Raw genomic sequence first — 11,302 nt, forward strand, 5'->3', positions numbered from 1 at the left:
ACATACCCGCAGGCACCTACCAACCACCCAGCGGCGGACCCATCACCTGGAACGACCTCGCCCTCCCCTCCGACCACGAGCTCACCCACGGCACGCCACCCGGCAACACCGTTGGCTCCATCCCGAGCCCGAGAAGAACGCGCTCACGGACCAGCGGCCGCAGGACGAAGTCACACGGAACAGGACTCGTGATCGTCTCCGACGGACTCATCCCCTGGGAGACCGACCCACCCACGACACCCGGAGAACGCCCCTGGTCCACGCCCTGAGTACCGGGGCCCCATCCGTCGGGGCGCACGAGGCGGCACGCCGACGGGCGAGCGCACGGATCGTGATGCGGACCCCGACACCTGGGGTGCCGGATCGCTGGCCTATTCGGACGCGAAGTGTCCGCAACCGTCGATACCGTGCGGGCATGGCCATCGCCCGATACCCCAGCATCGTCCTCGACTGCCCCGACGCCGCGACGCTCGCCGCCTTCTACGGCACCCTCCTCGACTGGAAGGTGACCGACTCGGACGGCTGGTTCGAGGTGCGCGCGGAGTACGGGCAGTGCATCTGCTTCCAGACGGTCGAGAACTACCGCGCGCCGATCTGGCCCGGTCAGGACGTGCCGCAGCAGATGCACCTCGACGTGGTGGTCGACGACCTCGACGTGGCCGAGGCCGAAGTGCTCAAGATCGGCGCGACGAAGCACGAGCACCAGCCGGGCACGACGTTCCGGGTGTTCCTCGACCCGGCCGGTCACCCCTTCTGTCTCTGCCTCAGCTGAGCCACCCGACCCCGACGCCCGTCCTCGGACGCTCGGCCACGGATGCCCGACGCTCGACGCACAAGCCCGGCCCGGACGCCCGGGACAGCCCGTCAGCCCGTCAGCCCGTCAGCTCGAACGCCGCGCGGAGCAGCACCTCGTCCCGCGACGACGGCCCCACGAGCAGCTCGAACCCGCCGGGCTCGACGACCCTGCGACCCGAGGCGTCCACGATCGAGCAGGCCGACACCGGCACCGCCACGTCCACCGTCACCGAGGCACCCGGCTCGACCCGCACCTGGGTGAACGACTTGAGCTCCTTGTCGGCCCAGCTGGCCGACGTCACGAGGTCGCGCACGTAGACCTGGACCGTCTCGAGGGCCGGCCGAGATCCCTTGTTGGACAAGGTGACTCGACCTGAGACCGTCCCGTCACCCGTGACAGGCACCGAGACCGAGTCGGCGTCGAGCACGAGGTCGGAGTAGTCCACCGTCGTGTACGACAGTCCCTCCCCGAAGGCGAACGCCGGGCGCTGCGTGAGGTCTGCGTACCGGTCGCCGTGCTGGCCGCGCACCTGGTTGTAGTAGGTCGGCTGTTGACCGGCATGACGGGCGAACGAGATCGGCAGCCGACCCGATGGTTCGATGTCGCCGAGGAGCAGCTCCGCGATGGCCCGGCCACCCTGCATACCCGGGTTGGCGACCCACACCACCGCAGCGGCGTCGAGGGCGGAGTCGGGCAGCACCAACGGCTTCGAGGCCAACAGCACCACGACCATCGGGGTCCCGGTGGCGGCGAGCGCATCGAGCAGGGCCACCTGACCGCCGACGAGCTCGAGCGTCGCCGTCGAGCGCCCCTCACCGACGAGCTCGATGCGGTCGCCGACGACGGCGACCACGACGTCCGCGGCAGACGCAGCCGCAACGGCCTCCTCGATGAGCGCCGGGTCGGGAGGACTCGGCACCGCCACCTGGGGACGTGGCTGCCCGTCCGGGAAGAACTCGCCCGACGGGTCCGGCGCCAGGGTGAGGATGTCGGCGCCACGCGCCCGGCTCACCGTCCAGTCGTCCGGCACCGCCGCGCGCAGTCCGTCCAGGACGGTCGTGATCATCTCCCGCGGGTGACCCTCGAGGATCCAGTCAGCCTGCCCCGACGAACCGGCCCAGTCCCCCAGCTGCGTCTGGGCGTCGTCCGCGAGCGGTCCCACGACCGCGATCCGCCGCGCACCACCATGGGTGGGACGCGAGGCGTCCCGCAGCGGAAGGGCGCCGTCGTTGCGCAGCAGCACCAGCGAGCGCCGTGCCACCTCGAGGTTGAGCACGGTGTGCGACGCCGTGGCGATCACCTCGCGCTGGCGCGAGGGATCGGGTCGGCGCGGGTCCTCGAACAACCCGAGCTCGAACTTCACCGTCAGGATGCGGCTGACCGCGGGGTGCAGGTCCGACTCGGACAGCAGCCCCCGGGAGATCGCGTCGAGCGCCCCCGCGAAGAACTGCGGCGTCGTCATGACCATGTCGTTGCCGGCCTTCACCGCAGCGGCAGCGGCGTGCGTGTGGTCGGGCTGCACCTGCTGCTCCCAGACCATCCGGCCGACGTTGTCCCAGTCGGTGATGAGCGTCCCGGTGTAGCCCCACTCGCCGCGCAGCACGTCGCCCAGCAGCCAGTCGTTGACGGTGATCGGGACGCCGTCCATGGTCTGGTACCCGAGCATGAACGTCCGGCAGCCCTCTCTCGCAACCCGTTCGAACGGCGGCAGGAACCAGGACCGGAGCTTGCGCCGACTGATGTCTGCCTCGCTGGCGTCGCGGCCGCCCTGGGTCTCGGAGTAGCCCGCGAAGTGCTTGGCCGTCGCGAGGATCGCCGTCGGGTCGTCCAGCCCGTCGCCCTGGTAGCCGCGCACCATCGCGGACGCGAGCTCACCCAGCAGGTGCGGGTCCTCCCCGAACGTCTCGTTGACGCGCCCCCAGCGCAGGTCGCGGGCGATGCACAGCACCGGCGAGAAGGTCCAGTGCACGCCGGTCGCCGACACCTCGACCGCCGTGGCGCGCGCTGCCCGCTCGACGAGGACGGGGTCCCACGAGGCCGCCATGCCGAGCTGGGTCGGGAAGATCGTGGCCCCCTTGAAGAACGAGTGCCCGTGGATGCAGTCCTCCCCCACGAGCAACGGGATGCCGAGCCGGGTCCGCGCGACCAGCTCGTGCGCCTCGGCCAACCGCTGGGGCGAGGCGTGCAGGATCGACCCCACGTGCGTGGACAGCACGTGCTCGGGGAGTCCTTCGCGCGCGTCGAGCTGCATCATCTGCCCGACCTTCTCCTGCGCGGTCATCCGCCCGAGGAGGTCGGCGACGCGTTCGGCGACGGGGAGCTGGGGGTCGAGGTACGGCAGCGTTTCGCTCACGCCGACGATGCTAGGCCGGGGCGGGGCTGCTCACCGGGTCGGGCGCGGCATCCTTCGTCGGTCTCGCCAGGAAGGTGGCGAGGACGACCACGCCGGCCACCGGGACCAGGAGCCAGAAGACGTGGGTCCAGCGGTATCCCGCATCGCGCAGGCGCCGCACCGTGACCCCCAGGTTGGGCAGGAGGACCGCGATGCTCCACACCCCGGCCAGCGCGCGACCCAGACCCTCGGTCGGGTTGTCGACGCCGCCTCCGGTCGCGACGTCGATCGCGGCGAGGACGAGGACGTTGAACAGCGCCCACCACCAGAACTCGGCCCGGCCCGAGCGCCCCTCGAACTCGGCGTACCGGCGCAGCACGGTGCGGATGGACGCGGCGAAGCTCATGGCCCCGATGCTAGGCCGACCGCGAGGCGTCCACGAGCACCCGGCCGAGGTGCCGCATCTCGGCACGCAGGGTCTGGTCGTCGACGTCCACCAGGTGCGGGTCGGCCCCCGCGTGAGCGATGCCCAGCGCCAGGACGGGCACCGCGATGACGCGCCGCTGGCTGGGCTCGGGTCCGAGCAGCTGGGTGCCGAGCCGGGTGGTGAGGTCGTTGAAGTCCTCGTGGGCCGCGAGGATCCGCTCCACCTCCGGGTCGCTGAGCATCGAGGCCACCACCTGTCGGTGGGCCAGCACGACGTCGATCAGCCCGTCGAGCGCCAGCACCGTCGCCTCCTCGGCAGTCGGCGCCGCCTCGGAGGTCTCGATGTGGCCGCGCAGCTGCTCGACCGCGCCCTCGACGACGGCGAGGACGATGTCCTCCTTGGCGTGGAACTGGTAGTAGACGGCAGCCTTCGTGACCCCGAGGTGGTCGGCGATCATCTGCAGGGACGTCCCGCTCACGCCCTGGGTCGCGAACAGCTCCAGGGCCGCCGCGAGCACGCGGGCGCGACCCTGACCCCTTGGCGCCTGCGGCCTGGCCATCGCGTCTCCCGTTCCGGCCGCCCGGGCCGAGTGTCGTGCGGTCCCGACCGCTCGTCGGCCGTGACGGCCGCCACAGTAGCAGCATGGTTAGCCGATCGGCTTGTCTTGACCTAGCCGATCGACTAACTTGATGGGTGGCCGTCCACCCGGGCCGGCCCGCCCGCATGCACGCACGCACCCACGGGGAGCTCACCGATGGCCAACCTTCTGTACCGGATCGGACGTCTCGGCTTCCGCCGTCGCGGCGTCGTCGCCTCGGTGTGGCTCGTCCTGCTCGGTGCCCTCGTGGCCACCGTCGTCTCGGTCGGCACCGCGCCCACCGCAGGGGTGGCCATCCCCGGCACCGAGTCCCAGCGCGCGCTGGACTCCCTCGCCCGTGAGTTCCCGCAGGCGAGCGGCGCTGCCGGCACCGTCGTGGTCCGCGCACCCGAGGGACAGAGCGTCGCCACCCCGGCGAACCAGGCCACGGTGGCAGGAATCGTGGCGAAGGCGTCCGGCCTTCCCGGTGTCGTCGGCGCCGTGAGTCCCTACGACTCCAAGGCGATCAGCCAGGACGGCCGCTACGCCCTGGTCACGGTGCAGTTCAAGGAGACCTCCGACGCGCTCACGCCCGAGCAGCGCACGGCATACGAGGACCTCGGGAAGGCCGCCCCGGCGGGCTGGACGGTCGCCGCCGGCGGCGAGCCGCTCATGACCGAACCCGAGGTGGGCTCCACCGAGGCCATCGGTGTCGCAGTCGCCCTGGTGGTGCTGCTGATGACGTTCGGCTCGCTGGTCGCCGCCGGCATGACCATGGTCAACGCCCTGATCGGGGTCGGTGTCGGCCTGCTCGGGCTGCTGCTCGCCGGGCACGCGTTCGACCTCACCAGCGTCACCCCGGTGCTCGCGCTCATGCTCGGCCTCGCGGTCGGGATCGACTACTCGCTGTTCATCACCTCCCGGTACCGCCACAACCTCGCGACCGGGCTGGGCCGGGAGGAGGCCGCCGGTCGGGCGATCGGCACCGCCGGGTCGGCCGTGGTGTTCGCCGGCCTCACGGTCGTGATCGCCCTCGCCGGCCTGTCCGTCGTCGGCATCCCGTTCCTCACCGCGATGGGCCTGGCCGCGGCCGGCACCGTCGCGGTCGCCGTCCTCGTCGCCGTCACGCTGCTGCCGGCCCTGCTTGGGTTCGCCGGCGACCGGGTGCTCCCCCGCTCCCAGCGCAGGGCCGCCGCCTCCGGTGGCGCCGGTGGTCGCCAGGACTCCGAGTCCAACCGGGGGTTCGGCTGGGGCCGGACCATGGTGCGGCGGCGCATCCCCGTCATCCTGGGCGGGGTCGTGCTGCTGGGCGCGGTCGCGCTCCCGGCCGCCGACATGCGCCTGGCCCTCCCGGACGACGGGACCGCCCCCGTCGGCACCACCAAGCGGGCCGCCTACGACCTCATCGCCGAAGGCTTCGGTCCAGGCTTCAACGGTCGGCTCGTCATGGTCGTCCACGGCGACGACCCGGCCTCGGTCCAGCAGGCCGTCACGGCGGCGAGCGCCGTCATGGCCAGGACCAAGGACGTCGTCGCCGTCGCCCCGGGAGGGGCCAGCGCCGACGGTCGGACGGCGCTCGTGGCGGTCATCCCCGCGTCCGGCCCCTCCGACGCGGCCACCTTCGACCTCGTGCGGGCCCTGCGCGACGGCGTGGCACCGACGGCCACGGCGACCGGGACCGACATCGCCCTCACCGGGGCGACGGCCGCCGGCGTCGACGTCTCGGACAAGCTGGGTGCCGCCCTGCCCGTCTACCTGCTCGTCGTCGTCGGGCTGAGCTTCGTCCTGCTCACCCTGGTCTTCCGGTCGCTGCTCGTACCGCTCAAGGCGACCGCCGGCTTCCTGCTCACCGTCGGGGCGACCTTCGGCGCGACCGTCGCGATCTTCCAGTGGGGCTGGCTGGCCGACCTCCTCGGCGTCCAGACGCCCGGGCCCCTGGTGAGCTTCCTGCCCATCCTGCTCATCGGCATCCTGTTCGGCCTCGCGATGGACTACGAGGTCTTCCTCGTCTCGCGGATGCGCGAGGACTTCGTCCACGGCCAGGGCTCCCGCGAGGCGGTCGTGTCCGGTGTGGGGCACGGGGCCAGGGTCGTCGTGGCCGCAGCGCTCATCATGATCTCGGTGTTCGCGGGCTTCATCCTCGTCGACGACCCGATCATCAAGTCGATGGGCTTCGCCCTCGCGTTCGGGGTGCTCGTGGACGCGTTCGTCGTCCGGCTCGCCCTGGTCCCCGCGATCATGTCGTTCCTGGGCGACGCGGCCTGGTGGCTGCCCCGCTGGCTCGACCGGGTGCTGCCGCGCGTCGACATCGAGGGCGAGACCCTGCCGCCGGTCCCGGCCGGCGACGACGTCGACCGGACGGCGCCGCGCGAGCTCGCCGAGGCCGTCGAGGGCTAGGAGCGCATCGCCGAGCGGCGCGCGGCCGCGGCGAACTCGTCGTGGACGCGGGTCAGCTCCAGCCCACCGTCACGCCCCAGACGGACCCCGCAGCTGTTGCGCCAGTCGTTCACGACGAGCAGGGCCAGCCCGAGCACGGTCAGCAGGAGCATCAGACCACCGTTGCCCCCGAGGGCCCCGACCACGACCGCGAGCACGACCCCGGACCAGAGCGTGGCCAGCGACGCCGTCCGCAGCGTGCGATGACGACGCCAGGCCTCGGCCCGGAACGGCACGAGCAGGTCGTAGGACCGCGAGGACAGCGAGCTGACGAACAACCACGCCACCAGCCCGAAGAGGATCGTCGCACCGGCCCAGTCCGGGGCGGCGCGCCCCCGGACACGGACCAGGTCACCGGTCGGCACGCCCGTCTTGACGCAGACGCGTGGCAGGACCTCCGCCTTCGGGGTCAGGGTGCTGATCGTGACGACGGCCATGCGGACAGGGTATGGCGCGTCCGCGCGCCCCAGCGGGTGGTTCGGTGCGTCTCCTCCGGTTGCGGGGTCAGAATCCCCCACCGAAGTCGCCGCCGCCGCCGAAGTCACCTCCACCGAAGTCACTGCCACCGAAGTCACCGCCGCCGAGGTCACCCCCGCCGCCGTAGTCGCCTCCCGCGAAGTCCGTTCCACCACCGTCGTCGGACTGGCCGGTGTCCGCGACCGTGTCACCGCTCGCCGAGGTGTCCGGGTTCGAGTCGGCGGCGACGCCGTCACCGGCGGAGGCCGCCTCGGGCGAGGAGTCGAAGCCGTCGAACAGGGCGTCCGCCACCATCGACCCGACCACGACCCCGGCAACGGTGCCCATCATCGAACCCATGAAGGTGCCGCCCATCCCCATGCCTGTCCCCATGCCCGACCCCATACCCGTCCCTCCGGCCTGCCTGCGACCGAACGCCTGCTCGAGGTACCCGGGACGGCGCAGCTCGGCCCGGGTGGCGAACCGCGCCATCGAGCCGGGGTCGTCGGTCGGCGGCTGCTCGCCCGGCGGCAGGTCGGTCGACAGGTCGGCCAGCACCTGACGTCGCTGCTCGGGGGTCAGTCGGGCGAACGCCTCGGCGTGGACCTGCTCGAGCGCCTCCGGCGGCGCGGTCCGCAGCAGGTAGCGGTAGCGGGCCACGGCCTGGTCGTCCGGGGACGCTGCGGGAGCAGGCGGGGCGCCATACGCCGGTCCGGGTCCCGGGGACGGCGGCGAGCTGCGCTGGGGAGGATAGGTGTCGCGGGCCTCGCGGCCCAGCAGTCGGTCGAGGAAACCCATGACGCACTCCGTCCATCGGCGGGGCGCTGCGGTGCCCGCGGTCGTCCCATCCTGCATCGGCGGGGCTGCGGACGCAGCCACCGGCTCGCCGGGACGCGGCGGGGCGGGGTGGAACAGGTGCGCCCGGGGCGGGCGGACAGACGGTCAGACGGTGGGGACGGTCAGGCGGTGAGGGCGGAGGTGTCGCCCAGCGCTGCACCGAGCGTGTCGGCACCGGTCATCCAGGATCCGAGGGCCGGACCGACACCGTCACGCACGTCGAGGACCGAGGTGTCGTCCTCCATGACGGGGATGAAGCGCTCCAGGAAAAGCTGCCACATGTCCACACCTACCCTTCTGCGGGATCAGCGTCGTCGCCGATCTGGGTCTACCGCGCAGCATTGAGCATGCAGCTCGTGATGGTGGGGCGGCGCGCCGCAGCAGGTCACCTCAACCATTCTGCGGACAGTCTCACCCGTTCGTATGAGGTAGGGCAACCCGCGAACGGATGCATCCGGGCCCGAACCGCCGTCGAGGGCACCCAAATGCCACAAACTGGCAGGCGCGTCTCCCCCACACGCGAAACCCCCCGGAGCTGTCGTCATGTCCTCGTCCCCCCGCCCCCGTCGGTCCGCCGGCATCCTGCTGGCCGTCGCCGCCCTCCTCTGCGGCCTCCTGACCACCGCCGCCACCGCGAGCGCCCCCGCCGCCTCCGCCGCGACGGCCGTCCCACCCACCCCGACCGGTCTCCCCTCGGGCGTCGAGGAGCTCGCGTCGTACGTCGGCGCCAACTCCTGCGACGCCTCGACCAAGCCCGGCAGCGCCGCCCTCGGCGCCCTCCTCGTCAAGACCTACCCGGGCACGAGCTACGGCTCGGCGCGCGCCTGCGCGTCCGACTCGCTGGCGACCTCGGAGCACTACGACGGCCGCGCCGTCGACTGGATGGCCAACAGCCGCAACGCGACCCAGAAGGCGCAGGCCAACGCCGCGGTCGCCTGGATGCTCGCCAAGGACAAGGCCGGCAACCCGTACGCGATGGCCAGGCGCCTCGGCGTCATGTACCTGATCTGGAACAACAGGTCCTGGTCGGCCTACCGTCCGGCGGAGGGCTGGAAGGAGTACAACGGCTGCCTGGCTGCATCCAAGGCCAGCAGCACCTACGACACGACGTGCCACCGCAACCACGTCCACATCTCGCTGTCGTGGGCCGGCGCGATGAAGCGCAGCTCCTACTGGTCGAAGAAGGTCGCTGCACCCGAGTACGGACCGTGCCGCACGTGGATGACCAACTGGGCCAGCCCCAGCACGACGGCCAACCACACCCGCTGCCAGTCCCTGGCGCCGGTGCAGGCCCTCCCGACCGCCACGACGCTGGGCAAGCGCCTGGTCTCGATCTCGGGCATGTACGTCAAGCAGGGCAGCACGGGACCCGCGGTGACGTCCGTGCAGTCCGCGATCGGTGCGAGCGCCACGGGGTCGTTCACGAGCTCCACCACCAGCGCGCTGGTCGCCTGGCAGAAGCGCAACAGCGTGCCTGCCACCGGGGTGACCGACGCCAGGACCTGGCGGGCGCTGATCCGGGCGCACGCGGCCCAGCCGATCGCCCTCGGTCTCGATTCCACCATCGACTCCGACCTGCTCAGCCTCAACGACGGTCGGCTCACCCTCAGCGACTCGGCCTCCGACCCCTACGGTCGGGTGCTGGCCACGAACTGGTCCGGGGTCAACGGCCTGGTCGCCCCGGGTGACTTCAACGGCGACGCCTATCCCGACCTCATCAGCCGCACCGCCGCCGGCGTGCTGCGCCTCCACCGAGGGACGGGCAACGCGACGTTCGCGCCGCCGGCGGCCTGGGGACCCGGCTGGAACGTCTACTCATCCCTGTTCTCCCCCGGTGACTTCAACGGTGATGGCCGCGCCGACGTGATCGGTGTGCGACCGGACGGGGCGATGTACCTCTACAAGGGCAACGGCAAGGGCGGCTTCTCCGGCACCTCCCTCGTCGGCACCGGCTGGAACAGCTACGACCTCGTGCTCTCCCCCGGTGACTTCACCGGTGACGGTCGCGCCGACCTCGTCGTCCACCGACCCGACGACACGCTGTGGCTCTACAAGGGCAACGGCAAGGGCGGCTGGGTCGGGACGCGCACGCAGCTCACGAGCGGTCTGCCGGCGCTGACCAGCATCGTCGCGGCCGGTGACCTCAACGGGGACCAGCGGTCCGACCTGCTCGGCCTGACCACCGGTGGTCGCTGGCTCGCCTGGTACGGCACCGGCACGGGCGCACTGACCAGTGGCACCGGGCGGCAGGTCTCCGGCAGCGACTGGTCCTCCGCCGGCCTCGTCGTGGGCGTCCGCTGACCGCGGACGTCCGACCACCAGCTGGCGCCCGCCGAGGGCGGGCGCCGACGGGGATGCGCTGAGGGGGGCATCCCCGTCGTCGGTGCGCTGGGCGGGCCGCGGCCGGCTCAGCGCACCGGCTCACCGAGCACGGGTTCGTCGACGCCCTGCTCGCCGGGGAGCGCCGAGACCACCACCTCGAACCACACCGTGGTCCCGGCCGACGTGCGGTGCGAGCCGAACGCGTCGCTGATCGCCCGGACCAGCGACAGGCCCCGTCCGCGCACGGCCATCGACTCGCCCCCGGTGAGCAGGGGCTCCCCACGGTTGCCGCTGTCGGCCACCGTGACGGAGACCTGCCCGGAGTCCAGGTCCATGGTCAGGTGGGACTCGGTGCCCGCGTGCAGCACGGCGTTGGTGATGAGCTCGGAGATCCCCGTGACGATCGTGTACTGGTCGGACTCCCCGACGTGCCACTGCGTGAGCTGGGCGCGGGCCCAGTCGCGGGCGGCCTTGACCGACTCGGGCATGGGCGGGACGACGATGGTGCACCGCCGGTGTCCCGCCGGCGAGCGACCGACCGTGAGGACGGCGCAGTCGTCCTCCTGACCCGCCACGGGCACCATCGCCTCCATGACGATCTGGGCGACCCGGCGCGGGCTGCTCGGGGGCACGTCCGCGAGCACGTCGAGCAGTCGCGCCTCCCCCTGGACCAGGTCCTCGCCGCGACGCTCGAGCAGGCCGTCGGTGTAGGCGACGAGCATGTCGCCGACCTCGAGCACGAGGGTCGTCGCCGGGCGGGCCCCGGCGATCCCCAGGGGCGGGCCCACCGGCATCGAGAGCAGGCGCCCCCGCGGGGCGCCCTCCTCGCGCGCCGCCCGACCGGAGAGCAGGGCGGGCAGGGGGTGCCCGGCGCTGGCGATCTCGACGACACCCGTCTCGGGCGTGATGGTGGCGTAGAGCATCGTGACGAACAGCTCGCCACCGAAGGACATGCCGGGCCGCGCCCGCGTGGTCCCGAGCGGCAGGGACGCGGGCCACAGGGCGTCGAGGTCCCAGACCACCCGGTCCAGGGCCCCCATGACCGCCTCGGGCCGACTGTTGGCCAGGGCAGCGCCTCGCACCGCGGCACGGACCTGACCCATCACCGTGGCGGCCATC

General features: G+C 72.4%; 11 protein-coding genes. 4 read left to right on the top strand and 7 right to left on the bottom strand.

Going from position 1 to position 11,302, the window contains the following annotated elements:
• Positions 1-269, top strand: a 269-nt coding sequence (locus ASD62_RS20560) for a hypothetical protein (RefSeq protein WP_235530624.1), incomplete at its 5' end; no start/stop codon positions are given.
• Positions 270-415: 146 nt separating this feature from the next.
• A complete protein-coding gene (locus ASD62_RS04520) occupies positions 416-772 on the top strand; it encodes a VOC family protein (protein WP_056914938.1) in 357 nt (118 codons plus the stop codon).
• Positions 773-872: 100 nt separating this feature from the next.
• On the opposite strand, the gene ASD62_RS04525 is transcribed toward ASD62_RS04520, so the two are convergent.
• From ASD62_RS04525 to ASD62_RS04535, 3 genes are read right to left on the bottom strand one after another with little or no spacing between them, the layout of a single operon-like run.
• The gene (locus ASD62_RS04525) at positions 873-3,149 is read right to left on the bottom strand and encodes a glycoside hydrolase family 3 N-terminal domain-containing protein (RefSeq protein ID WP_056914939.1); all 2,277 of its coding nucleotides are present in this window, start codon (positions 3,147-3,149) and stop codon (positions 873-875) included.
• Between the two features lie 10 nt (positions 3,150-3,159).
• Positions 3,160-3,534, bottom strand: a complete 375-nt coding sequence (locus tag ASD62_RS04530) for a DUF805 domain-containing protein (protein WP_056914940.1) — start codon at positions 3,532-3,534, stop codon at positions 3,160-3,162.
• Between the two features lie 10 nt (positions 3,535-3,544).
• A complete protein-coding gene (locus ASD62_RS04535) occupies positions 3,545-4,114 on the bottom strand; it encodes a TetR/AcrR family transcriptional regulator (protein ID WP_056914941.1) in 570 nt (189 codons plus the stop codon).
• Positions 4,115-4,309: 195 nt separating this feature from the next.
• Here ASD62_RS04535 and ASD62_RS04540 point away from each other — a divergent pair, with 195 nt between their 5' ends.
• Positions 4,310-6,529 (top strand): MMPL family transporter, encoded by a 2,220-nt coding sequence (locus ASD62_RS04540; RefSeq protein WP_056914942.1) that lies wholly within the window; start codon positions 4,310-4,312, stop codon positions 6,527-6,529.
• On the opposite strand, the gene ASD62_RS04545 is transcribed toward ASD62_RS04540, so the two are convergent.
• From ASD62_RS04545 to ASD62_RS20035, 3 genes are all read right to left on the bottom strand, one after another.
• Positions 6,526-7,005, bottom strand: a complete 480-nt coding sequence (locus tag ASD62_RS04545; RefSeq protein ID WP_056914943.1) for a hypothetical protein — start codon at positions 7,003-7,005, stop codon at positions 6,526-6,528. The two genes, ASD62_RS04540 and ASD62_RS04545, sit on opposite strands and share 4 nt — an antisense overlap.
• Positions 7,006-7,072: 67 nt before the next feature.
• The gene (locus tag ASD62_RS04550) at positions 7,073-7,822 is read right to left on the bottom strand and encodes a hypothetical protein (RefSeq protein ID WP_056914944.1); all 750 of its coding nucleotides are present in this window, start codon (positions 7,820-7,822) and stop codon (positions 7,073-7,075) included.
• A gap of 161 nt (positions 7,823-7,983) precedes the next feature.
• On the bottom strand, positions 7,984-8,142 hold the full coding sequence (locus ASD62_RS20035) for a hypothetical protein (protein WP_157581328.1): 159 nt from the start codon (positions 8,140-8,142) through the stop codon (positions 7,984-7,986).
• 262 nt (positions 8,143-8,404) lie between these two features.
• On the opposite strand from ASD62_RS20035, the gene ASD62_RS04555 reads away from it, so the two are divergent.
• Positions 8,405-10,162, top strand: coding sequence for a VCBS repeat-containing protein (locus ASD62_RS04555; protein WP_056914945.1), 1,758 nt, complete (start codon positions 8,405-8,407; stop codon positions 10,160-10,162).
• Positions 10,163-10,269: 107 nt separating this feature from the next.
• Here the strand turns inward: ASD62_RS04555 and ASD62_RS04560 are convergent.
• Positions 10,270-11,302 (bottom strand): ATP-binding SpoIIE family protein phosphatase (locus ASD62_RS04560; RefSeq protein ID WP_056914946.1); only part of this gene is annotated, 1,033 nt, incomplete at its 5' end.

Origin of the sequence: Phycicoccus sp. Root563, from assembly GCF_001427915.1 — a bacterium.
GTDB lineage: Bacteria > Actinomycetota > Actinomycetes > Actinomycetales > Dermatophilaceae > Pedococcus.

What these genes read in the sequence shown, in the direction of transcription:
- ASD62_RS04520 (WP_056914938.1), top strand. Translation starts at nt 416, where the DNA reads ATGGCCATCGCCCGATACCCCAGCATCGTCCTCGACTGCCCCGACGCC.
- ASD62_RS04530 (WP_056914940.1), bottom strand. Translation starts at nt 3,534, where the DNA reads ATGAGCTTCGCCGCGTCCATCCGCACCGTGCTGCGCCGGTACGCCGAG.
- ASD62_RS04535 (WP_056914941.1), bottom strand. Translation starts at nt 4,114, where the DNA reads ATGGCCAGGCCGCAGGCGCCAAGGGGTCAGGGTCGCGCCCGCGTGCTC.
- ASD62_RS04540 (WP_056914942.1), top strand. Translation starts at nt 4,310, where the DNA reads ATGGCCAACCTTCTGTACCGGATCGGACGTCTCGGCTTCCGCCGTCGC.
- ASD62_RS04545 (WP_056914943.1), bottom strand. Translation starts at nt 7,005, where the DNA reads ATGGCCGTCGTCACGATCAGCACCCTGACCCCGAAGGCGGAGGTCCTG.
- ASD62_RS04550 (WP_056914944.1), bottom strand. Translation starts at nt 7,822, where the DNA reads ATGGGTTTCCTCGACCGACTGCTGGGCCGCGAGGCCCGCGACACCTAT.
- ASD62_RS20035 (WP_157581328.1), bottom strand. Translation starts at nt 8,142, where the DNA reads ATGTGGCAGCTTTTCCTGGAGCGCTTCATCCCCGTCATGGAGGACGAC.
- ASD62_RS04555 (WP_056914945.1), top strand. Translation starts at nt 8,405, where the DNA reads ATGTCCTCGTCCCCCCGCCCCCGTCGGTCCGCCGGCATCCTGCTGGCC.